Consider the following 23,488-nt stretch of genomic DNA (forward strand, 5'->3'; position numbering starts at 1 on the left):
TAGAAAATTCGAAAATGTTAAAAAAGATAATAGATCGTCCGGTACTGGCGACAGTAATATCCCTTATTATTGTCATTTTGGGGATCATAGGACTGAACCAGCTGGCAGTTACCAGATTTCCGGATATTTCTCCACCCACTATTACGGTTTCCGGTTCTTATCCGGGAGGAAACAGTGAAACGGTCATTCGTTCCGTGGTAACTCCGTTAGAAGAACAAATTAATGGAGTGGAAGACATGAGCTACATGAAATCCACAGCAAGTAATGATGGAACATTTACAATCTCTGTTATATTCAAGCAAGGAGTCAATGCCGATCAGGCAGCAGTCAATGTTCAGAACAGAGTACAGCAGGCCACTCCGATACTGCCTCAGGAGGTGGTAAGGATGGGATTAACAACCTCCAAGCAGCAGAACAGTATGGTATTGATTTTCAATATTTATACTGAAGACAATAAACTGTATGACGAAACCTTTCTTCAGAACTATGCCAATATCAACCTTATCCCGCAGATCAAAAGGGTAAAAGGAGTAGGACAGGCACAGATTTTCGGAGTTAAGGATTATTCCATGAGAATTTGGCTTAATCCACAGAAGATGTCCTCTTATGGGCTTGAACCGTCAGATGTTTCCAATGCTATTGCAGATCACAGTTTAGAATCTGCTCCCGGTAAATTGGGTGAAGAATCTGATGCCGCTTTGGAATATGTTATCAGATATAAAGGGAAAAAGAATAAACCGGAACAATACGAAAATATCGTTGTTAAAAATGATGGCAGCAATGTAATCAGGCTTAAAGATGTGGCCCGTGTAGAATTTGGATCCATCAATAACAGTGGAGATAACCTTTCCAATGGTAAAAATGCGGTTACGGTGGCCATTATGCAGACTACAGGATCCAATGCCAATGAAATTGAAATCGGAGTAAATAAAGCTATTGATCAATTATCGAAGTCATTTCCTCCTGGGATAAAATACACCAAGGTAATGAGCACCAAGGAAAGACTGGATGAAGCAACAGGACAAGTAAAATCTACCCTGATAGAAGCATTTATCCTAGTATTTATTGTGGTATTTATCTTTTTACAGGATTTCAGATCTACCATTATTCCTGCAATTGCAGTGCCTGTAGCCATTATTGGTACATTCTTCTTCCTTTTGGTATTAGGATTCACCATCAATGTATTGACATTGTTTGCCCTTGTACTGGCCATTGGGATTGTCGTCGATGATGCCATTGTAGTAGTGGAAGCCGTTCACAGTAATATGGAAGGAACAGACCTTTCAGGACGAGATGCCACCCACAAGGCGATGAGTGAAATTACAGGAGCTGTTATTTCAATTACGCTGGTAATGTCTGCGGTATTCATTCCTATCGGGTTTATGTCAGGTTCGGCAGGATTATTTTATAAGCAGTTTGCCTATACATTAGCCATTGCCATTATTATTTCAGCAGTGAATGCCCTTACTTTAACACCGGCTTTATGTGCTGTATTTTTGAAAAACCATCATGCAGAAGAAAGCGGAAAACCAAAAGGTTTCGGGCAAAGATTTGCCGTTGCATTTAACGCAGGATTTAGTAACATGACAGACCGTTATGCAAAAGGAGTACGATTTTTAATTGGACGCAAATGGATCGCAGCAGGTTTGGTAGCAGGGATTATAGGATTGTCAGCATGGCTTATGACAAGTACAACCAAGAGTTTTGTTCCAATGGAAGATGACGGATTCTTTATCTATTCATTAAGTATGCCGCCAGGAACGGGATTAACAAAAACGACTGAGGTTTCCAATAAGATCAATGCCATTTTAAAAACAGTAGACGCTGTTGAGGAAAATACATCCATTACAGGATTCAACCTGTTGAGTAACAGTGCGGGACCAGCCTATGCCATGGGGTTTGTAAAATTAAAACCTAAAAAGGAAAGGGGTAGCGTTCAGGATATTGACGAAATCATGAATATCGTTAATGGAAAGTTGTCTGTAATCAAAGAAGGAAGTGTTATGAGTTTCAGAATGCCGCCGGTAGAAGGATATGGGGTGACAAATGATGCCGAGATTGTTCTTCAGGATCGTATGGGTAGAGATCCACAGGTTCTTAAGGCAAAGGCAGATGATGTAATTGGGCAGTTAATGCAGGTTCCGGAAGTTGCCTACGCCTATACCATGTTTAGGGCAGATTATCCTCAGTTGGAGCTTGAAGTAAATGAAGATAAAGCGAAGCAGTTAGGAGTAAGCATTGCTAATTTATTGGGAACAGTACAGACCTATTTCTCAGGAGATCAGTCTCAGAACTTCTCAAGATTCGGAAAGTTCTATAGAGTAAATATAAAGGCTGACGGTGTTTTCAGAATGGATGAGCAGGCGTTCAATGATATTTTTGTCAAGAATAATAAAGGCGAAATGGTTCCCGCCAATACCTTAATCACTTTGAAAAAAGTATATGGTCCAGAATCCGTTCAGCGATATAATCTTTACAATTCTCTTAATATCAACGTGGTACCGAAACCAGGAATCAGTAATGGAGCCTTGATGGATAAAATTGAACCTACATTGAATAAACTTCCATCCGACTACAGTTATGAATGGACAGGATTAAGTTTGGAAGAGAAATCAGCAGGAAGTCAGACTGTTGTCATTCTGGGATTATGTTTACTTTTCGTTTATCTGCTTCTTGCAGCCCAGTACGAAAGTTATATTCTTCCTTTGGCAGTAATGCTTTCCATCCCAACAGGAATTGTAGGAGCCTTCCTTGGAATAAAAGCGATAGGACTGGATAATAACATCTATGTACAGGTAGGATTAATCATGCTTATTGGTCTACTGGCCAAGAATGCAATCCTTATTGTAGAATTTGCTGTCCAAAGAAGAAAATCAGGACTTTCCATTCTAGATTCAGCATTGGAGGGAGCAAAGGCAAGGCTGCGCCCCATCATTATGACCTCACTGGCCTTTATTGTAGGGATGATTCCATTGATGATCTCTACCGGAGGAATGGCTTCAGGAAATAAATCCATCAGTGTAAGTGCTGCAATAGGAATGTTGAGCGGAGTTGTTCTGGGAGTATTTGTAATTCCTGTACTGTATATGTTCTTCCAATATCTGGATGAAAAATTTTCATCCAAAAAGAAGTATCCCGTAATCCAAAATCAATTGACAAATGAAAATATTTAATATAAAGAATTTCCTTATTTCAGGCGCAATGGCATCAGTACTGGTGTCCTGCGCCGTAGGGAAATCCTATACAAGAACAGATCTTCAGGTGCCGGAAACCTATAGAGAATCTGTGCAGGTAACAGGAGATACAATGGTGCTTCCATGGAAGACTTTCTTTAAGGATCCTAAGTTGATTGGCTTAATAGATAAAGCCTTAACACGAAATAACGAAGTGAATGTTGCCCTGAAAAACATAGAACAACTGAATCTTGTCTACAAACAGGCCAAGTTATCCCTAATGCCTACTTTGGACTTCACTGCTGGAGCCAACCGTAGCTGGGCATCCACAAATACCCTTAACGGATCGCTGAATGAGCAGTTTGTAGGAACCAAGTATATGGATGACTTTAGTGCGGCCCTAAGACTTTCATGGGAAATTGATATCTGGGGGAAAGCCAAGATGCAGAAAGAATCTGCTGCTGCAGAGTATTTTGCCCAAAAGGAAAATCTAAATGCTGTAAAAAGCAGGATTATTGTTCAGGTAGCACAGGCTTATTATAGCCTGATAAGCTTAGATGAGCAGTTGAAAATTGCAGAACAGAATATTGAATTAAGCAACAATACCCTTAAAATGATGGATCTTCAGTTTAAGGCAGGGCAGATTAATTCATTGGCTGTGCAGCAGTCTGAAGCGCAGAAAAAGACTGCTGAACTATTGATTCCGTTGGCCAAGCAGAATATTTCCGTTCAGGAAAATGCACTGAGCATCCTTTGTGGAGAATATCCAGCTAAAATTGAAAGAGAAGGAAATCTGAAAATGATGATTCCTGAAAATAAACTTTTACAGGGTCTTCCCGCTCAGCTGTTAAGCCGAAGACCGGATCTAAAAGTAGCAGAATTTAATGTCATCAGTCTGAATGCAAAAACAGGATTGGCCAAAGCTGCGATGTACCCAAGTATCAGCCTGAGCCCACAGATTGGTGTGAATTCCAATAAATTTAGTTCATGGTTTGATATCCCGGGATCTATTACCAAGGCAGTTGCAGCAAATCTTGCCGCTCCTATTTTTCAGAAAAAAGAATTAAAAACAGCTTATGAAACGGCTTTAATTGAACAGGAAAAAGCAGCAATTAACTTTAAACAATCAGTAATGACTGCTGTTGGAGAAGTTTCTGATGCCATGGCAAAGTCTCAGGGTTCATCAGAAAGACTACAGCTTTTAGAACAGAGAACGGCTATTTTAGATAAAGGCATCAATGATGCACTAAAGCTGTATAAAAGCGGAATGGCAACCTATCTGGAAGTCATCACAGCCCAGAACAATAAGCTTCAGAATGATCTGGAGGCCATTAATGTTACCCTTGAAAGATTAAATGCTGAGGTTGACCTTTACAGGGCGCTTGGCGGTGGGGCAGAATAACATTTAAATAATGAATCATAAAAGGAAGTTGTACCATGCAGCTTCCTTTTTTCATTAAATCAAACTTTAAAATATAATATTGAGAAGTATTTTTGCTTTTTGTTTGAAAAATTTTCTTTGAGAGTGATTTTTTTACACTCATTAAATCATATAGTTATAAAAAAATCTGCTTTTTTTAAAAAAACACATGCAAGATTTTTGAAAAAGAGGGTTTATATCAATGAGTACTCGAAATAATTAATGTTTAATGAAAAAAATAATGTAATGAAGAAATTTACAGTATCTCAATTTTTGATAGCCATTTTACTTGTATTCACAGGTTTCACTTTCTACTCATGTAATAATGACGGCCCGGAAATTCCGCCGGTAAAGCTGGATGATGTTAAAGGAAATTATAAAGGGAGACTGATTACCATACAGGGAAATGTAAAAACAGAAAAAATAAAGGATTTTAAAGTAAAAAAAGATACCATTGCCTTTGCAGAGTTTCCGGTAGATGAAATTGTGAAAACAGTAGTAAAGGATCCGGTAAAGGCAGAAGTGGCAATAAAAGCAATGGGAAAAGTGAAGTATGATCTTAAATATACAGCCTCGGTAAATACTTCCATTAATGCAGTAGAACTGCTTTTTGCGCCCAAGGTAATGGAAATCCTTATCCCTGTGGATGGAGTGACCAAAAAGACAGAAGTTATATTGGTAGCAAAGCAGAAAGGATTTTATGTAGGTTTGGACGGATCGTTGAGATTTGCCCTGATAGCAGATAAGATTACCGTAGATGGTACAGTACTAGCCCCTTATGAAGCTATTAATTATAATTTTCCATTCTGTGTGAAGATGTAATGAATAGTTACTACTATAAATGGATTGCATTTATAAGATGCAATCTATTTTTGCTTTAAAATTTTAATCAATATATCGGATACTGGAGCAGTACATGGAAGAAAGTAAAGAACAGATTTTGGTAAAGCGCCTTCTGCAAAAGGAGGAAGCCGCCTGGAAAGAGCTTTTTGGAGCTTTTTCCGGTAATCTGACCTATGTATGTTCCCGATATGTGTCTGAAAGAGAGGATGTGCATGATGTCCTCCAAAACAGTTTTATCAAAATGTTCCGCTCGATAGAATCTTTTGAATATAGAGGAGGTGGTTCTTTGAAAGCCTGGATAACCCGGATTACAGTAAATGAATCCTTAAAGTACATCAAGCAGAAAGGAGACTTTAAATCAACTGTTGAGGTAGATGATCTTCCCGACCTTCCCAATGAAGAGGAACCAGATTTTGAGGAAATTCCAAAGGCTGATATTATGGAAATCATCCGGTCACTTCCGGATGGATACCGAACAGTCTTTAATCTGTATGTATTTGAACAAAAGAGTCATAAGGAAATTGCATTGTTGTTGGGAATTGCAGAAAACTCTTCTGCCTCACAGTTTCATCGTGCAAAAGGGCTGCTTGTTCAGAAAATAAAAGAGTTTAAAATGTCAAAAAAAGCACAATATGAATAACGAATGGCTCAATACCCTGCGAAGCAGAATGGAAGACCATGAAGAGGGTGTTCCGGACGGGTTGTGGGATGACATTAGGGATGAATTGTTCTTAGAAGAAGAGAACAAGATCATGGCTGGTGTTGCTCCGGTAGTCAATGATGAGGTGGAAAAAGAAAAAGGAGGTGAAAATGCAGGATATAAATCCTTGTTTTATCGTATTGGAGGGATTGCAGCGGCGGCGGCTTTGGTTTTTATGATCGTGAAGATATTGCCACAAGAGGATAATAACAAGACTTTTTCAAAGAATCATCCCGATTTAAATAAGGGAGCCGATAGAAATTCAGTTTTAAAAGATTCAGAAGATCAGGAAGATAATAATGTTGAGGGAAAGCCTATCATGGGTAATCCTCTTGTTCAAAATAATTTTAACGGAATAAGCTCAGAGAAAAGCATATCTACGATAAATCCTGAAGATATAGGGAGAAAGGAGACCGTAAATAATGAAGAATCTCAGGTAATTATACACAATACTGATAGCGTAGAACCTTTCCGACAGGAGAATAAAGCTTCATCAGCTTTGCCTTTGGCGAATGAAACGATAAAGGCTCAGATTGATGAAAAGGAAACAGATGAGGGTCTTTTTAAAAGGGAAAAAATAGAAGAAAAATATGCTGATCATAAGAAAAATAAGGCTTTAAAATCTCATAAAGATAAATCCTGGATGCTGAGCATGCTTACAGGCAATGCTTCTTCCAATTCTGCGGAACAACAGTTCCCCGGATATGCCTCTATGGATGGAAAACCCATGAATATTGAAGCAGTGTGGAGTGCCTCCGAGTATGTGGATGATCCTTTGACGGAAATATTACTGGCCAACCAGAGTAAGCCTGTAGAAGCAAGAATACGGCATAAGGTTCCTGTAACATTCGGATTATCACTTTATTATAATTTGGGCAAAAGATGGGGCATAGGAACGGGGCTGAACTACACAAAACTAGCTTCTGAGCTTCATTCAGGAACTAATGCTAATTATATTAAAGGAAATCAGACTGTTCATTATATAGGAATTCCGGTTCAGGTCAATTACAATGTGATTCAGAAAGGAAAATTTACAGGATATGTAACAGGAGGTGCTTTGGTGGAGAAACAGGTAGCGGGAAGCATTACAACCACCTATGTAGTGGATGATGAAGTAAAAGAGACTTCTAAGGAAAGTATTGATCACAAGCCTCTTCAGTTTTCGGTGAATACGGCTGTGGGACTTCAGTTAAAAGTCATCAACCGATTGGGAATCTATGCAGAGCCGGGAATAGGATATCATTTTAAGGATGACAATTCTCCCAATACAATCTATAAGGAAAAACCTTTGCATTTTAATGTGAAATTTGGAATCAGATTATTGATTGATTAGAGCACTAATAGCTCCTTACCAAGGACATCAAACTTAAATGTCAACATATGAAAACAAAACTAATTTTTTTAACGTTTTTATTGTTCAGTTTTCTGAATCTAAAAGCGCAATGTAATCCTACCATTACCAGTCCCAGACTTGGTGCTATATTTTCAGAGAAGATTCTGTTCTGCGAGGGAGAAGATGAGGTGCTTTCTACACAAACCTTTAGTACCTACCAATGGTACAAGCAGGAATGGACGTGGCAGACTCCCAATAATAACCCCTGGGTTGCCATTCCCGGAGCTACCTCACAACAATTAACCATTAATGGAGGAGATCAGCTGTTTTACTTCAAGGTAAAAGTTACCGATGGTGATTGTGCAGCCGAAAGTCCGGCAGTGATGGCAGATGGCTATATGTATGGCCTTCCGGCTATGATCTCTACATTTATCCCCGGAACTTATGAAATTACAGATACAGGAGAAGCTAATATCTGTGAAGGAGCTTCGGTAACGTTTGAAAACGTATTTCCTGTAGTGTACGGAACCCATACCTGGTTTAAATGCGTTCCCTCTACATCTGCTCCGTTTACAGGAGACCCATGTGTTATTCCTGGTGCAATAGGAGATACCTATAAGGCAGAAAAGAGTGGGAAATATGGCTTCTATGCTTGTACAGAATACTGTCCTAATCAATGCCAAATGTTAGATCCGTTTTCATTTGTACAGCTGAACTTTGGTAATTGGCCTTTCTGTGGAGATCTGGGTACAGGAGAAATCAAACTGAAAAGTAATGCACTTAATATATACCCAAACCCCACAGCACAATTCCTTTATATTGGAAAAGAATCAGAGGTATATAAGGAGATTACGATCATAGATATGTCCGGAAAACTGGTTCTGAAGAAAAATGATCACCAATATAAGCAACCTGTTGATGTAAGTCATTTGGTTCCGGGAAATTATATCATTGTTTCCAAAAGTAAAAATGGAGAAGTCTATAGAAATAAATTTATAAAAAAATAGGATTAAATAATCTTTTCGTTAGTTTTTAATAATGGTTTGAACGGCACATAATTTTGTGCCGTTTTTTTTTGTGATGATAATAGCTTTTTCACTCTATACATTTTTAAGTTATTGATAATACGTCAATTTTTGGCGTGCCACAGGAATATATTTATAAAACCTTAATTATTAAATATTAAAAAATGAATTGTATAGAATTAAATGATCCGTTCACAGGAGAATGGACCTCTTTTTTAGAAACAACGGAAACATATAATGGTAATCTGATTACAGATATTATGTGTGAGAAGAACGGTGAAATGTATAAGAAAATCAATAACAAATACTACCGTAGGATAATTCACGATGGGAAAATTAATGTGAAATGGTTTGGAGCTTTAGGAAATGGAATCAATGATGAAGCCATTTATTTTAATAAAGCATTGGAATTTATCGCTGATATTGGTGGTGGAACTCTATTTGTCCCTGCCGGAAAATACAAATTGAGCCATGTGGATTGTTTAACTAAAAAATACTCAAATATTACCATATTGGCATATGACGCTGAGTTTATTCAACATTTGGGTACTCAAATTCAATTTCCTAACCCTACTCCAAAGGATCCAAATGGTATACTTAAGACATACGGAAGGTACAGAGCAGCAGATGGGATGTTTGTGTTTGATGCTCAGGTCTCTAACCAGACCGATGATTCCAACTCCATTAAGAATATTAAGTTTATAGGAGCTAAGTTTAGTGGTAATGTTAATGAAAAAGGTTTTGATGAATTACTTCATCTGGTTTGTATGCATGGTGTTTCTAATGTGACTTTTGAATATTGTTCTTTTGTGGGCTTTATGGGAGATGGAGTAGCCGTTTGTAGAGGACTAAAGGAAGAAGAGAAAGGTGTTATCATCAGAGATGCTTATAATAGAGATGTTAATTTTTACAAATGTAATTTTGATGGGGTAAATAATGATAACAGACAGGGAATCTCTTTATACTACTGTGATGGATTCAGTATTGATTTCTGCAATTTTGAAAATATTTGCAGACCCGATATGATAGGAGCTGTTGATATAGAACCTGATACAGACAATACGATTTCAAGAAGAGGAGTGATTTCAAACTGCAGTTTTAGAAAGATTGGAGGGGCTAACGGGGCGGTTACTTTATTTTTGAGAAATTATAAAGGGACAGTAGAAAAAATTTCTCATTTAGGATATATTATTGATAATTGTGATTTTCAAGATGTGCTAGCTCCTTTGTCTGTAATAGGGAATGATATTTTTATGACGAAGACTTCAAACTATGGAGTGATATTCAAGAATAACAGAATCCTTAATACAGAAGGTGTTGGAGATTTAAGAAAAGCATATGGTGTATTATTCTATAACAATTTCTTCAAAAATGTGACTTCAGAAACCATGACGGTAATACGTGCTGATGGAGGTAAAAATATAACTTTTGAGAAAAACACTTTTGATAATTTCAAAAATCCGGATGGACTGGCATTTGTTGGAACTACTAAAAATATAAATCTCATTGAGAATCAATTTTTTAACTTCTCAGGTACATTTCTTACGATTAACGATCCCCATGGAATTGGAAAAATTGTAGAAAATGAATTTATATCTTCAGCAATCAATGTTCAATTTCCATTGGTTACTTCTTCTTCAGCAACTCCTGAAAAGCTTATCACCAGCATGGTAAAAGACAATGTTTATGGTCCCAATATTTCACCTGTAAACTTGTATTATTTCGTTAATGGAAATAATAATCCTACACTCGACAGTATTACTCCCAACAAGGTAATGTATGGCGAAAGTCAATCTCAGATGACAGGAACGATGCCAACAGGTTTTGTGGGAGACCCAACTGCTATAGTAAAAATGTCTCGTGAGAATATAGCGGACAATTACTACCCTCATGTGTATCAGACTTTATATCCATCTCCTAATAATCATGGTAAAATTTGGAGAAGACAAGCTATGAATCAAACAACCTGGGGAAGTTTTATTGAAATTTCATAACCATAACAGGAAAAATTTCACATAGATAGTATATAGATCTTTCGGATTAATTTCCGGAAGATTTTTTTTGTTTATTCTTTAATAAATTTGATTTTTAGAATATTATCAATTTAAATAAGTGTTTTTCAAAATGAAATATTAATTACATTTACCTCAAAAACACACCATGCTGATCAAAATTTATGGCAGCGCCATTCATGGAGTTGCTGCACAGACGATAACTATTGAAGTAAATGTGGATACCGGAGGAGTAGGGTACCACTTGGTTGGGCTTCCCGATAATGCCATTAAAGAAAGCAGTTACCGGATTTCTGCTGCATTGAAAAATGTGGGGTACAAAATCCCGGGAAAGAAAATCACCATTAATATGGCTCCGGCTGACCTTAGAAAAGAAGGATCTGCCTATGACCTCAGTATTGCGATTGGTATTCTGGCGGCATCAGATCAAATCTTGGCTGAAGAAATTCAGAATTACATTATTATGGGAGAACTTTCTCTGGACGGAAGTTTGCAGCCTATAAAAGGTGTTTTGCCTATTGCCATACAGGCCAGGGAAGAAGGATTTAAAGGAATTATTCTTCCCATACAAAATGCAAGGGAGGCTGCCATTGTTAATGATTTGGATATATATGGTGCAGAAAATATTAAGGAGGTCATCGATTTTTTTAATGAAGGAAAACCCATTGAAAAAGTTATTCTGGATACAAGAAAAGAATTTCATGAAAAGATTAACGATTTTCCATTTGATTTTTCTGAAGTGAAAGGACAGGAAACAGCAAAAAGAGCAATGGAAGTTGCTGCTGCCGGCGGACACAATATCATTTTGATTGGTCCTCCGGGAAGTGGTAAAACAATGTTAGCCAAAAGGGTTCCCAGTATTTTACCTCCATTGACGCTGAAAGAGGCTTTAGAGACCACAAAAATACATTCTGTAGCAGGCAAAATAGGCACGGAGGCATCATTAATGACTGTTCGTCCCTATAGATCACCTCATCACACAATTTCTGACGTGGCGTTGGTGGGTGGTGGAAGCTATCCTCAGCCGGGAGAAATTTCTCTTGCTCATAATGGGGTATTATTTCTTGATGAAATGCCAGAATTTAAGCGAACAGTACTGGAAGTAATGAGACAACCCCTAGAGGATCGGGAAGTCACCATTTCAAGAGCAAGGTTTACGGTAAATTATCCGGCAAATTTTATGCTTGTGGCTTCCATGAATCCCAGTCCCAGTGGATTTTTTCCGGATGATCCTAACAATACATCTTCTGTTTACGAAATGCAGCGCTACATGAATAAGCTTTCCGGACCATTGCTGGATAGGATAGACATTCATATTGAAGTCCAGAAAGTAGAATTTGAGCAGCTTTCCGAGAAGAGAAAAGGCGAAAAAAGTAAGGATATAAGAGAAAGAGTACAAAAAGCAAGAGAAATTCAAAATGAGAGATATAAAAATCTTACGATCAGTAGTAATGCCCAGATCGGGCCCAAAGAAATTGAAGCATTTTGTGATTTGGACGAAACATCTTTCAGCCTTATAAAACTGGCAATGGAAAAGCTGAATCTTTCTGCCAGAGCATATGATAGGATTTTAAAAGTATCCCGCACCATTGCGGATCTTGAAGAATCTGACAAAATCCTTTCTCATCACGTTTCCGAAGCCATACAATACAGAAGCCTAGACCGAGAGTTTTGGAATGCTTAGTAAAAATAATGCTTATCAATTCTTTGAAGCTAAAAAAACCAGACAAAAATTAGTCTGGTTTCTTTTATTTCTATTACAAGTTTAATTTACTGTCACTTTAATCACGTTTTGTACAGCAGGAATAGGATATTGAGTTCCAACCTTTGAAATAACCATCGTTTCACTTTGTGGAGTTCCTCCGAATAAAGCCTGACGGTTTCCTGCTCCGGGATATTGGTCTACTCCGGTGCCGGAATCGAATAAAGCTGTTTTAGAACTAAGATCACCCTTTACAGTAGCATCAATATTTACCTCATTGGAATAAAACCAATCATTGGAAAAACCAAACATGGTAACATAAGCAATCTTATCACCTGGATCTGCCTTGAAATTAGTCATGATCTTACTGCCCGGTGAAACAGGAGCATTTCCGGCAACGTAAATTCCTTTAATACCCGGGAAAGATTGTAAGCTGCTTTGAAGTTTACTGACATTTCCAAACTGTGCAATTTCTTTTAACCCCATTCCATTATCTATTTTTCCTAATTCATAAATTGGATTTTTATCCCCGCGATAAATTACGACCAAAGCCGGTGATAATCCTGTCATAATCCCTGTATTTGTATTAAGCTTTACTTTCATCTTATCAATATTTCCCATTTGGGCTATATCTGTAATTTCAGGATTGGATAAAGAGTTGGGAGTAAAGAACGGAGCGCTATTCAGCAGTTGAGAGCCATTGTAATTGGAAACAGCCCAAACACCGGGAGAGAAAGGCGTTTCATTTGCTGTCCCGCCAGAAGTATTGGTAATGGTTAAAGTAAACTCAGACGTTATCTCATTGTAATTAAGGTTAAGTTTCATCAGCTGTGAGGCATTGATATTAGGAACCTGGGTGATAGGTTTGCTTTCGGTTTGTCCTGTTACATTATCTTTCGTTCCGTTATCCCATAGCAATACGCTTGAAGAGACATCTCCGGTGATGGCTTTTCCATTGGTATCAAACAACTTTATTCCCGGCTGCTGAGAGGCAAAGAACCAATCTTTGGAAAGTCCATACATAGTAGCAAACATCAAAGATTGAGCTTTTCCTGCACTGAATTTAATAGATACAGATTGGCCCGGCATAATGACGGGAGCCGTTCCTGTTCCCTGAAAACTTCCGCTTTCTACAAAATCTTTAGGAGTAACAACATTTTCAAAACTGATGGTTCTTTGAGTAGACATGTCCATCATGTTATTATCCGAATCGCTGCAGGATGAAAGAGTAAATGCTGTCATAATTCCAGCTGCACATACTGTCATTTTAAAAAAGGTCTTTTTCATAAAAATAATTTTTTATAGTTGAAAGTATAGTCGCACGCTTTTAAAAATCCTGACAAAAAAGATTAAATACTTTTTAGAATAATGAAAACCAGATTGTTCAAGGAGATTTTATTTTGTAAATAATACGTCGAGTTTTGTCGTCGTATCGAGAGATATTTGCTTCAGAATAAAAAAAGATATAGGTCATTTTTTATTAAATCAATAATCGGAATATTATTAAATGAGTGATTTTATTGTATTAGCAAAGGATTTTGTGGCTAATGAAAGTGCAGTAGTAGATATTAAACCATTCGGGTTTGGAAGTACGTTAGTCTTTCAAAATAAGACAGGGCAACTGGCAAAGTTCCTCTGGCAATCCAATGATGTAGAAAAGAAAGGTTATTTTAAAGAAGTAATGAATGATCTTGGAGTAAAAATAGCCCATTACGACGGATTCATAACTGTTACAAATGGTGGTGGAGGGCAGCACTTAGAAGTTGAACTTTTAGGCTGATGATGAATAAAAATGCATTAAATCCCCTTTTTTCCATCCAAAATCATTTGAATCATTTTAATTTTTCGGGCTTCCCTGGTTTCGTTTTTTTTCGCCTCCTCAATCCATCGGATATACTCCTTTTTGTGGGTATAGCTCATTTTATCGAATAATTCTTTTGCTTGGGGATTTTCATTAAAAATAAGGGCTATATCATTGGCAATATCAACCACACGTTCTTCTTTATCTTCAATAAGACAAACGGAAACCTCATCTCCAAAGGTTTTTCCGAGTTGTTTTCTGACTTCCTGCGTTAGTCCCAGAATGTGGCAATCAGACTTCATTTTGGCCAAACTTCCACGGTATTCAATCTTATTGTCAAATGTAGCCTTAATCTTTACTTGTCCCTTTGTATGAAATAGTTCTTCCGTAGAGAAAGGAAATTCTACAAATGCAGCATTCATTTCTCCATTTTGCTTAATAACAGCAGTGAATTTTATAGGTGAATTCATGATCAATATTTTGCTATAAAAATAAAAAAACCGTGAAAGTAAATTTCACGGTTTCAAAAATATATCAAATGAGATTATTTTTTCTTTGTTTTCTTAGGTGTTGCTGTAGTACCTGAGTTTTTAGTTTTTGTATCAGCCGGAGTATTTTCATCTCTTACAAGCTTTAATTCATCAACTAATCTTCTTGCACCCGCATACTTGTCAATTGTCCAAAGAACAAAACGAACATCCACGTTGATTGTTTTCTGCCATTCAGGCTCGAATACGATATCTCCGCTTAATGCTTCGCTGTTTCCGTCAAATGCAATACCGATAAGGTTTCCATCTCCGTCAATTACCGGAGAACCAGAGTTACCACCTGTAATATCATTGTTAGAAAGGAAGTTTACAGGCATATAACCTTTAGCATCAGCGTACTGTCCGAAATCTTTAAGGTTGTAAAGATCAATCACTCTTTGAGGAAGATCAAACTCTTCGTCACCTTTCTTGTATTTTCCAACAAGACCAGACATATCAGTATAATAGTTATCAGTAACTCCGAAGTAGTTTCTGTCAGTTCTGATAGGAAGTTTATCTACAGTACCGTAAGTTAATCTCATAGTAGAGTTAGCATCCGGGTAAAATTTCTTTTCAGGCATAGCTTTTACTAGACCAGCTAAGAATAGACGGCTGTTTTTTGCAAAATTATCATCTACTTTAACGAATCTTTCATTGCTCATTTTCTGGTCTGCCGCAATACCGTTAGCCGCTTTCCAAAGTGGATCAGCATCAAGCTTTAATGCATCAGGATTCAATAAAAAGTTAGTAGCAGAAGTCTTATTAGCAAAGATTGAAGAATAAGCAAGGTTAGAAACAGTTTTTGCATCTAAACCTAAAATAGTAGCAGAAGCCACATCTTTGTTTACTCTTGCCTGATAAAGGCTAGTCATTGCAGCAAGCATTTCTCCCTCTAAAGATGGGCTGAAAGTTTCGTAAGCAGCTTTAATAGCAGCTTCTGTTTTTGCTTTCATTGCCAATCTTCCCTGCATATCCTGAGCAGCATAAGCCTTAAGCACAGAACCTACATTTAGAGCTAGAGAAGTATACTTTGCATTTCTTGAGAACTGAGCAGCATAGTTTTTTTCAACATTTCTGTCAGAAGTTTGCTTGTAGTAAGCTCCAATTTCTTCTAAAACACCATCATACATAGTGTTTCCTGGCATTGCTGCCCACGCTTTGAACGTTTCCTCTATTTTTTTCTTATCAGTAATTGTTCCGTTTTTCTCTACGGCATCAATTGTTCCTTGTCTGTTTTTCCAATAGTTAGCTACAGAAGCATATTGAGAAGCATAGTTAAGTTGAGTTGCCTTATCCTTATCCATGTATTTCTTCATCACATCCATAGCAGTCTTAGAAGCCTCAACCCAAGCCGGGTAGTCTTTGTTTACCATTTGCTGAATTCCGTAAGAAGTCAGGTAACGGTTTGTTCTTCCAGGATATCCTAAGATCATTGAGAAATCACCAGGCTTAATTCCTTTAAGAGAAACCGGCAGGAAGTGCTTAGGCTTCAAAGGAGTATTGCTCGGAGAATATTCAGCAGGATTTCCTGCAGCGTCAGCATATACTCTGAATACTGTGAAATCTGCAGTATGTCTTGGCCATTCCCAGTTATCAGTATCACCACCGAATTTTCCTAAAGAGGAAGGTGGAGCACCTACTAATCTGATGTCTTTGTAGTCTTGGTATACGAAATAATAAAATTCGTTTCCATTAAAGAAATCTTTTACAACTACAGTGTATTTTCCGTTCTCAGAGTTTTCTTTCTGAATTGCGCTTGTTTCAGCATCAATAACAGCTTTTCTCTCTGCTCCCGTCATATTGTTGTTTAGCTTGGAAGTGATTCTTTGAGTAGCATCATCCATTCTCACTAAAAATCTTACGTAAAGATCTTTTGCGTTGAATTCGTCTTTCTGTTTCGTTGCCCAGAAACCATTTTTTAAATAGTCTTTCTCTGGAGTAGAAGCAGCAGCAACCGCACCATAACCGCAGTGGTGGTTCGTGAATAAAAGTCCTTTATCAGAAACAATTTCACCTGTACAGAAACCACCGAAGCTTACGATAGCATCCTTTAAGCTAGAATTATTTACTGAATAAATTTCCTCAGGCGTTAGGTGTAGACCCTCTTTTTGCATATCAACACCGTTAAGTCTTTTGATGAGCATTAGCAGCCACATCCCCTCATCCGCCCTCATTTGAGCAAAGCCCAATAAGAAAGTGAATAGTAGAAATAGTCTTTTCATTTTATAAAAAAATTTTTGTGTCGCTAATTTACTAATTTTTACGAGATTCTGTCCCGGATTGGTATGAAAATGGGATGATAATCCGCATGAAAAAGATACTATTATCCCTTTTTGCAGTTTTATTTTTAGGACTTGCTTTAAATTGTTCCGCAGTACCCGATAAAAATCCTTATCTCCAAAGACAATGGATGATGATTTCTTTCGGCGGATTTTCCAAAGAAGAATTAGTTGCCAATAAAGCTGAAGTTAATTTAACAGGCAAGATGGAAAATGGTGAAATTCAAGGGAGTGCCTTTATGGGATGTAACCGGATGTCATTTACTTTCGAATTTAAAAAAGACGGAAAAGTGAAAATTTCTCAAGGAGTAAGCACAATGAAAGCCTGTCAGAATATGAGTCTGGAAGCTTCTTTTCAGAAGAAATTGGAAACCATGACAAAATACACAATTGAGGGGCATTTTCTTACGCTGTCTGATGATAATGGAAACTCCATGAAGTTTGTTGCGGCAGATTGGGATTAATGTTTCGGGGTCGAAATATAAAAGTCCGCTGTATAGCGGACTTCTTTTTGGTTTGAAAAATCTAGTTTGGTTATTAGCTTTTTGGGTTATTAGTTTTTGAGAGGTCACTAGTTTTTGGGAATAGTTTTTTTATTTCCTTGAGGGTTGCTGTATTGGGGAACCCAATCATTGTATTATTTGTGTTCCTAGAATTTTTTATTATGATTTACCTGTCTGTTGGGAATGGTTTTTTTTATGTCTTCAAGACTTGCTGTATTGGGAAGTAGCTGTCCTGAACCATTTCTTACGACGGCCTGTTAGCTCATTTTTTCTGGAGCCTGACAAAGTCCCATAAAGAGACCAAACAGGATTCCAAACAATAATAATATTTTTGCATAAATAACAGTTTTTAAATTACTAGTTGGAAATCATTTTCCATATGGATTTTGGGAAGACTAAATTACTCCCATTCATAATCGAATAATAGAAAAATAGACCAACGACAGAAATAATCGACCAATGACAATTTGTGAATTATTATAGAAGTTCAATGGGTTGTTAAGGCTTAAAGAAAGAGAGATTGTCCTTATAGGCTCTGCCGATAGGAAGCTTGATGTGGTGTGTCAATTCTATTTCATGGCAATTTTTTCCACGGATGAGATGGCGGGGTACAGCGTAGCTTCTATGTATTCTCACAAAAGAATCAAAAAAGCTTTTATGAAGAAGGTTACCTAAGGAATCCAGAATACAGTGTTTTTTTTCAAGGGTGATGATTCGGGTATAATCCTTTAATGCCTCCAGATAAAGGATGTCTGTTTTTCTAACCTGAAAAATATTTCCGCTTTCCTTTAGGTTAATGAAGTCCTGTCCCAGAATGGCATCATAGCATTCACATTTCTCTTTAACTTTAAAAAAGTCAAAAAGCTTTTGCATGGAATAGTGAAAACGTTCCGTGGTTAAAGGTTTTGTAATAAAATCAAGGGTGTCTATTTCAAAAACGCAGGCTGCCAGTTCGGGATGTGAGCTTACGAAGATGCAAGCGGGAACTTTATGGGCTAGTTTTCTGAGTTCCAGACCACTCATTCCCTTTAAATTGGTCTCAGTGATGAGAAGGTCAATGGGAAGTTCAAGATAGGGTATTGCCCTTTCAGCCGAATCGAAAGATGCGACAATTTCTATGTTCTCGTACTGTTTGATATAGTGATGAAGAACCAGTCTGTCCAGTTCATCATCATCAATAATCATACATCTAATATGGGTAATCATGATCTTCTGGATATTAGTTTTTTAATTCAAATGTTTAAAAATCAGAAAATTGCTATATAAAGTTATTATTTTTTTATAAAACAATAGGGGTTAACCTTAAATTTATATTAAAAAATGTTATTAAATAAAAATTGATTTTGTTTTTTTTCTGAAAAATATTATCTTGTAAAAATCATAAACATAGACAGAACTTAATGTTAGAAAAGAAAGAACATAATTATGAGAAAGCAGTCTTGGTGGGTATTATTACTCAAAATCAAGACGAAGAAAAACTGGTTGAGTACATGGATGAACTGGAGTTTTTGGCTTTCACTGCTGGAGCAACTGTAGAAAAACGCTTCACACAAAAATTAACACAGCCTGATTCCAAAACCTTTATTGGGAGCGGAAAAGCACTCGAAATAAAAGAATACGTAAAAGAAAACGAAATAGGAACGGTAATTTTTGACGATGAACTTTCTCCTTCGCAGCTTAAAAACCTGGAAAGAGAAATGGAAGTTAAAATTTTGGATCGTACCAATCTTATTCTTGACATTTTTGCACAACGAGCGCAAACTTCTTATGCGAGAACTCAGGTAGAATTAGCTCAATATCAGTATCTTTTGCCTCGATTGACCAGAATGTGGACTCACTTGGAGCGTCAAAAAGGGGGGATCGGGATGAGAGGTCCCGGGGAAACGGAAATTGAGACTGACCGTCGTATTATTCGTGACAGAATCACTTTATTGAAAGATAAATTAAAGACTATTGACAAACAAATGGCCACTCAGCGTAACAATCGCGGAAAGGTTGTTCGTGCAGCTTTGGTAGGGTATACCAATGTTGGAAAATCTACTTTGATGAATTCTCTTTCAAAATCTGAGGTTTTTGCCGAAAATAAATTATTTGCAACGCTTGATACTACTGTACGAAAAGTGGTGATTGGAAACCTGCCATTTTTGCTTACCGATACTGTAGGATTTATCAGAAAATTACCTACCCAATTGGTAGAGTCATTTAAATCTACGTTAGATGAGGTTCGTGAAGCAGATCTTCTGATTCATGTGGTAGATATTTCCCATGAAAGTTTTGAAGACCACATCGCTTCTGTTAATCAGATTTTAATGGATATCAACGCCCATCAGAAACCAATGATCATGGTGTTCAATAAAATTGATGATTTCAGCTATGAGAAGAAGGATGAAGATGATTTGACACCTAGTTCAAAGAAAAATATTTCTCTTGAAGAATGGAAAAAAACATGGATGGCAAAATCCAAGTATCCTACGGTTTTCATATCTGCGCTTACAAAGGAAAACTTCCCGGAAATGAAAAAGATGATCTATGATGAGGTCATGAAAATCCATATTTCAAGATTTCCTTACAACGATTTCCTTTTCGAGTATTTTGATGACGAAGAGGAAGAAGAAAACAACAATTAATGAAATATTACTTTTTTCTTTTATTCATGATGTTTTCGGTTTTTGGGTTCAGCCAGAAATCAAAAGTGGATTTTAAAGCTATCGAGAAAAGTTTCAATAATTCTGATTCTCCGTACAAGTATGAGAAACTTATTTTTAAGTACAAAGGCTATCCAAAGTCTCTGGACAGTATAGAAGCTCAATATCTTTATTACGGAAGAAATTTCAGGACTGATAAAGTAACTACTTCAGACGAGGCTTTCGCAAGTCTGGCAGAAGCCTTTAAGCAAAACAACTTCGAAGAATGCATCAAGCAGGGAAAGACTTTGTATGATAAAGATCCTACGAATCTGGATATCCTGCTGATTCTTCTCAGGGCATACGATTCTGTAAAGGATGGAAATAATTTTATGCACCACCTAAGCCAGTTCCGGTCACTTGCGGATGGAATAAAAAGCTCAGGAGATGGGAAGTCTGAAAAGACGGCCTATCTGGTAAATTCTGTAGGAGATGAATATATCTTGCTGAATATTCTGAATATAGGAAAGGATTATACAAGAGGATCAAAACCATCTAAAGACGGAATGTTTGATGTGTGGGAAAAGGAGGGGCAGAAAATCTATATTAAGGTCCTTTATTTAGATATTTAGAACTACAAATTAATTAAAAAATACTTAGTGGAATTATATTATTCATTTTCAGCATTAATCGTACTAGCATCCATATTTGCCTATCTTAATTACAGATTCTTAAAACTTCCCAGTACCATCGGAATTATGGTGATTGCCATTGTGGTTTCCATTTTCCTGGTTATGTTTGGAGAAACGGTACTTCCAAGAACATTCGGACATCTTAATAATCTGATGGAAAGTATTGATTTTACAGAGATTCTGATGGGGGCCATGTTGAACTTTCTTCTCTTTGCAGGAGGAATTCATATTAACATTAATGACCTTAAAGAACAGTTCAGACCCGTACTGATATTTTCCACCGTTGGAGTTGTCATTTCAACTTTTGTGGTAGGTTTCGGTATGTTTTATCTGTTGCCTTATTTAGGAGTGAATCTGCCTTTTATCTACTGTCTGGTTTTTGGAGCTTTGATTTCGCCTACTGATCCGGTGGCGGTATTAAGTGTGCTGAAGCAGGCTAAGGTTTCCAAATCTCTGGAAACAAAAGTAGCAGGAGAATCGCTTTTCAATGATGGTATGGCAGTTGTGGTCTTTACAGTAGTTCTTCAGCTGGCGGTAGGAAAAGAAGTGGATCTGGGTGTTGAAAGTATTGGACTGCTTTTACTTAAAGAAGCTGGTGGAGGTATTCTACTAGGGGTTTTACTGGGTTGGGTTACCTCAAGGCTTATGCGCGAAGTGGATGATTATATTATATCTGTATTAGTGACTCTTTCTGTTGTAATGGGTGGTTATCTTATTGCAAGACAGATGCATATTTCTGGACCATTAACGATGGTAGCAGCGGGATTATTCATGGGGAATTTCAATAGAAGTTTCAAAATGAAGTCCGTGACCCAAGATTATCTGATTAAATTCTGGGAATTGATTGACGAAATTCTGAATGCCGTGTTATTCTTGTTTATAGGATTTGAACTTTTGATGATTAAAGATCTGAAACACTTTATGATTCCTGGAGTATTGGCTATTGCTGTAGTTCTTTTTGCAAGGTTTATTTCAATCTGGGGACCTACGAAGTTTACATCCCTAAGAAGAAGCTTTAGCCCGCAAACCGTGAAAGTATTAGTTTGGGGAGGAATTCGAGGAGGAGTTTCCATAGCACTGGCAATGTCTATTCCTAAGAGTGAGTACAGTGAAATTATTCTAAGTATCACTTATTGTGTAGTTGTATTCTCAATTATTGTTCAGGGGCTTACCATTGCTAAGGTGGCAAATCCCAATAAAATTGCCAAGGAAGAGGAGGAGCAGGAAAACATTGCTCTGGAAGAGAAAGCTTAATGTGTTGATAGTAAAAAATTAACAACAATTCAAAATGAGCAGCATTGTTAAAGAAATAAAGGAGGCATTAGCCGTTTTATCCATACCTGAAAAAGCAGAATTCTTTCCAAGGTTTTTCAAAACAGGAAAAGGAGAATATGGTGAAGGAGACTTGTTTCTGGGAGTGAAAGTTCCTGATCAGAGAGCCGTAGCCAAGGAATACTACTCAAGACTCAATTTAGAAGAATTGAGTGAATTGCTTTCTTCAAAATATCATGAACATAGGCTGACAGCTCTTTTCATGCTCATCTCGAAGTTTGAGAAAACAAAAGAGAATACTATAAAAGATGAAGTTGTAAAATTTTATCTTAATCACCTTAAATATGTTAACAATTGGGATTTAGTAGATTCCAGCTGCTATAAGATTTTAGGAAGATATGCCTTTGAAAATAAGAAAGAAAGCATTTTGAGGGACCTTTCAGAAGCAGAGGAGATGTGGCATAAGAGAATTGCTGTGGTAGGAACAATGCATTACGTGAAAAAGGGATCTTATGACCTTACCAAGGAATTTGTAACCAGAAACCTAAAGCATTCCCATGACCTGATGCATAAAGCAAATGGGTGGCTGCTTCGGGAAATGGGAAACAAAAATGAAAAAGAACTAATCAGTTATCTGAATATATATTATAAGGAAATACCGAGAACATGCCTGCGATATGCCATAGAAAAGCTGGATGAAGAAGTAAGGCAGGATTATTTAAAAGGGCGTATTTAAAAATAAAAGCCCCAGTAGTATCATTTCACTTCTTGAAAAACTAGCTGAAAACAGCTATTTATGTCCAAAAAATCAAAGATTGTAAGAGTTTAAGACCGAAATTGAGTAATTTTGCTGCCTTAAGCCCAATCATGAAAAATATTCTTAAGTTATGTCTTCTGTTTCTACCCTTATTATTCCTGACAAGCTGTTTTGATATTCTGGATAAGATTAATCTAAAAGCTGACGGAACAGGAGAATATACTGTTATTCTTAATGCGAGTAAAAGCAAAACAAGACTTGCTTCAATTTCAAAAATGGAAACCATTAATGGAAAAAAGGTTCCTAAAAAGTCAGAAATTGAAAATAAAATTAATGAAGCCTCTAAAATTTTCAAAGCAACACCAGGAATCAGTAATGTTAAAACCTCTGTGGATTTTGATAATTACATCATCAAGCTGAGTTGTAATTTTAAGAAAATTGAAAATATCAATGCCGGGCTAGAGAAGTTGAAGGCCCAGAATATGCTGGGTAAAATGATTCCAACACAGATCTACAGTCAGAATCTTGAAAAAAAGGTGTTGACGAGAAATAAAGTGAATACATTCAAAACGGATTACGACAAGATGAGCAAGGCAGACAAAGAAGTTTTTAATGGTGCCACATATACTTCCGTAATGCAATTCGAAAGCACGGTAAAATCCCAGACAAATAGCGCTTATATGCTTTCTCCAAATAAAAAAGCAGTAAAAATGGACGCTGATATCTTAGATGTAATTCTTCAGAAAAAACAATTACAAAACACAATTCTTTTCCAATAAATTTCTAACATTCCACCATGAAATCTATCGTATTAAAAACACAAAT

General features: G+C 37.0%; 19 protein-coding genes. 15 read left to right on the top strand and 4 right to left on the bottom strand.

The annotated features are described in order from the left end of the window. Positions 1-14: 14 nt before the first annotated feature. The 8 genes from EG359_RS15075 (at position 15) to EG359_RS15110 (ending at position 12,190) form a co-directional block, all read left to right on the top strand. Positions 15-3,173 (top strand): efflux RND transporter permease subunit, encoded by a 3,159-nt coding sequence (locus tag EG359_RS15075; RefSeq protein ID WP_076352974.1) that lies wholly within the window; start codon positions 15-17, stop codon positions 3,171-3,173. Then, a complete protein-coding gene (locus EG359_RS15080) occupies positions 3,160-4,575 on the top strand; it encodes an efflux transporter outer membrane subunit (RefSeq protein ID WP_076352975.1) in 1,416 nt (471 codons plus the stop codon). The genes EG359_RS15075 and EG359_RS15080 overlap by 14 nt, the downstream gene beginning before the upstream one ends. A 264-nt stretch (positions 4,576-4,839) precedes the next feature. Further along, positions 4,840-5,415, top strand: a complete 576-nt coding sequence (locus EG359_RS15085; RefSeq protein ID WP_076353411.1) for a DUF4840 domain-containing protein — start codon at positions 4,840-4,842, stop codon at positions 5,413-5,415. 94 nt (positions 5,416-5,509) lie between these two features. Beyond that, on the top strand, positions 5,510-6,076 hold the full coding sequence (locus EG359_RS15090) for an RNA polymerase sigma factor (protein ID WP_076352976.1): 567 nt from the start codon (positions 5,510-5,512) through the stop codon (positions 6,074-6,076). Then, positions 6,069-7,469 (top strand): outer membrane beta-barrel protein, encoded by a 1,401-nt coding sequence (locus EG359_RS15095; protein ID WP_076352977.1) that lies wholly within the window; start codon positions 6,069-6,071, stop codon positions 7,467-7,469. Before EG359_RS15090 ends, EG359_RS15095 begins: the two co-directional genes overlap by 8 nt. A gap of 47 nt (positions 7,470-7,516) precedes the next feature. After that, positions 7,517-8,476, top strand: coding sequence for a T9SS type A sorting domain-containing protein (locus EG359_RS15100; protein WP_076352978.1), 960 nt, complete (start codon positions 7,517-7,519; stop codon positions 8,474-8,476). Between the two features lie 182 nt (positions 8,477-8,658). After that, positions 8,659-10,488, top strand: a complete 1,830-nt coding sequence (locus tag EG359_RS15105; protein WP_076352979.1) for a hypothetical protein — start codon at positions 8,659-8,661, stop codon at positions 10,486-10,488. A 166-nt stretch (positions 10,489-10,654) separates the two neighbouring features. Continuing rightward, positions 10,655-12,190, top strand: a complete 1,536-nt coding sequence (locus EG359_RS15110; RefSeq protein WP_076352980.1) for a YifB family Mg chelatase-like AAA ATPase — start codon at positions 10,655-10,657, stop codon at positions 12,188-12,190. Positions 12,191-12,271: 81 nt separating this feature from the next. Here EG359_RS15110 and EG359_RS15115 read toward each other — a convergent pair whose 3' ends face one another. Continuing rightward, positions 12,272-13,495: a spondin domain-containing protein gene (locus EG359_RS15115; protein WP_076352981.1), complete on the bottom strand. Its 1,224-nt coding sequence runs from the start codon at positions 13,493-13,495 to the stop codon at positions 12,272-12,274. A 220-nt stretch (positions 13,496-13,715) separates the two neighbouring features. On the opposite strand from EG359_RS15115, the gene EG359_RS15120 reads away from it, so the two are divergent. Then, the gene (locus EG359_RS15120; RefSeq protein WP_076352982.1) at positions 13,716-13,988 is read left to right on the top strand and encodes a hypothetical protein; all 273 of its coding nucleotides are present in this window, start codon (positions 13,716-13,718) and stop codon (positions 13,986-13,988) included. A 17-nt stretch (positions 13,989-14,005) separates the two neighbouring features. Here the strand turns inward: EG359_RS15120 and EG359_RS15125 are convergent, their stop codons facing one another. Further along, on the bottom strand, positions 14,006-14,479 hold the full coding sequence (locus tag EG359_RS15125; RefSeq protein WP_076352983.1) for a YdeI/OmpD-associated family protein: 474 nt from the start codon (positions 14,477-14,479) through the stop codon (positions 14,006-14,008). Between the two features lie 74 nt (positions 14,480-14,553). Further along, the gene (locus EG359_RS15130; protein WP_076352984.1) at positions 14,554-16,758 is read right to left on the bottom strand and encodes a S46 family peptidase; all 2,205 of its coding nucleotides are present in this window, start codon (positions 16,756-16,758) and stop codon (positions 14,554-14,556) included. Between the two features lie 86 nt (positions 16,759-16,844). Between EG359_RS15130 and EG359_RS15135 the strand changes: the two genes are divergently transcribed. Beyond that, complete coding sequence (locus tag EG359_RS15135; RefSeq protein ID WP_076353413.1) at positions 16,845-17,279, top strand: META domain-containing protein; 435 nt, start codon at positions 16,845-16,847, stop codon at positions 17,277-17,279. 537 nt (positions 17,280-17,816) lie between these two features. Here the strand turns inward: EG359_RS15135 and EG359_RS15145 are convergent. Beyond that, positions 17,817-18,524: a LytR/AlgR family response regulator transcription factor gene (locus EG359_RS15145; protein WP_076352985.1), complete on the bottom strand. Its 708-nt coding sequence runs from the start codon at positions 18,522-18,524 to the stop codon at positions 17,817-17,819. A 194-nt stretch (positions 18,525-18,718) separates the two neighbouring features. Between EG359_RS15145 and hflX the strand changes: the two genes are divergently transcribed. From hflX to EG359_RS15170, 5 genes are all read left to right on the top strand, one after another. Beyond that, the gene (gene hflX / locus EG359_RS15150) at positions 18,719-19,945 is read left to right on the top strand and encodes a GTPase HflX (RefSeq protein WP_076352986.1); all 1,227 of its coding nucleotides are present in this window, start codon (positions 18,719-18,721) and stop codon (positions 19,943-19,945) included. Beyond that, entirely contained in the window at positions 19,945-20,574 is a 630-nt protein-coding gene (locus tag EG359_RS15155; protein ID WP_076352987.1) for a DUF4919 domain-containing protein, read from the top strand. The genes hflX and EG359_RS15155 overlap by 1 nt, the downstream gene beginning before the upstream one ends. Before the next feature lie 27 nt (positions 20,575-20,601). Further along, a complete protein-coding gene (locus EG359_RS15160) occupies positions 20,602-21,888 on the top strand; it encodes a cation:proton antiporter (protein WP_076352988.1) in 1,287 nt (428 codons plus the stop codon). Between the two features lie 34 nt (positions 21,889-21,922). Then, positions 21,923-22,642: a DNA alkylation repair protein gene (locus tag EG359_RS15165; protein ID WP_076352989.1), complete on the top strand. Its 720-nt coding sequence runs from the start codon at positions 21,923-21,925 to the stop codon at positions 22,640-22,642. 131 nt (positions 22,643-22,773) lie between these two features. Next, positions 22,774-23,442, top strand: coding sequence for a hypothetical protein (locus EG359_RS15170; protein WP_076352990.1), 669 nt, complete (start codon positions 22,774-22,776; stop codon positions 23,440-23,442). Positions 23,443-23,488 lie beyond the last annotated feature (46 nt).

The organism is Chryseobacterium joostei (assembly GCF_003815775.1).
Lineage (GTDB): Bacteria > Bacteroidota > Bacteroidia > Flavobacteriales > Weeksellaceae > Chryseobacterium > Chryseobacterium joostei.

Bases quoted from the DNA above. Each gene is read 5' to 3' on its own strand.
- EG359_RS15075 (WP_076352974.1), top strand. From the start codon at position 15: ATGTTAAAAAAGATAATAGATCGTCCGGTACTGGCGACAGTAATATCC.
- EG359_RS15080 (WP_076352975.1), top strand. From the start codon at position 3,160: ATGAAAATATTTAATATAAAGAATTTCCTTATTTCAGGCGCAATGGCA.
- EG359_RS15085 (WP_076353411.1), top strand. From the start codon at position 4,840: ATGAAGAAATTTACAGTATCTCAATTTTTGATAGCCATTTTACTTGTA.
- EG359_RS15090 (WP_076352976.1), top strand. From the start codon at position 5,510: ATGGAAGAAAGTAAAGAACAGATTTTGGTAAAGCGCCTTCTGCAAAAG.
- EG359_RS15095 (WP_076352977.1), top strand. From the start codon at position 6,069: ATGAATAACGAATGGCTCAATACCCTGCGAAGCAGAATGGAAGACCAT.
- EG359_RS15100 (WP_076352978.1), top strand. From the start codon at position 7,517: ATGAAAACAAAACTAATTTTTTTAACGTTTTTATTGTTCAGTTTTCTG.
- EG359_RS15105 (WP_076352979.1), top strand. From the start codon at position 8,659: ATGAATTGTATAGAATTAAATGATCCGTTCACAGGAGAATGGACCTCT.
- EG359_RS15110 (WP_076352980.1), top strand. From the start codon at position 10,655: ATGCTGATCAAAATTTATGGCAGCGCCATTCATGGAGTTGCTGCACAG.
- EG359_RS15115 (WP_076352981.1), bottom strand. From the start codon at position 13,495: ATGAAAAAGACCTTTTTTAAAATGACAGTATGTGCAGCTGGAATTATG.
- EG359_RS15120 (WP_076352982.1), top strand. From the start codon at position 13,716: ATGAGTGATTTTATTGTATTAGCAAAGGATTTTGTGGCTAATGAAAGT.
- EG359_RS15125 (WP_076352983.1), bottom strand. From the start codon at position 14,479: ATGAATTCACCTATAAAATTCACTGCTGTTATTAAGCAAAATGGAGAA.
- EG359_RS15130 (WP_076352984.1), bottom strand. From the start codon at position 16,758: ATGAAAAGACTATTTCTACTATTCACTTTCTTATTGGGCTTTGCTCAA.
- EG359_RS15135 (WP_076353413.1), top strand. From the start codon at position 16,845: ATGAAAAAGATACTATTATCCCTTTTTGCAGTTTTATTTTTAGGACTT.
- EG359_RS15145 (WP_076352985.1), bottom strand. From the start codon at position 18,524: ATGATTACCCATATTAGATGTATGATTATTGATGATGATGAACTGGAC.
- hflX (WP_076352986.1), top strand. From the start codon at position 18,719: ATGTTAGAAAAGAAAGAACATAATTATGAGAAAGCAGTCTTGGTGGGT.
- EG359_RS15155 (WP_076352987.1), top strand. From the start codon at position 19,945: ATGAAATATTACTTTTTTCTTTTATTCATGATGTTTTCGGTTTTTGGG.
- EG359_RS15165 (WP_076352989.1), top strand. From the start codon at position 21,923: ATGAGCAGCATTGTTAAAGAAATAAAGGAGGCATTAGCCGTTTTATCC.
- EG359_RS15170 (WP_076352990.1), top strand. From the start codon at position 22,774: ATGAAAAATATTCTTAAGTTATGTCTTCTGTTTCTACCCTTATTATTC.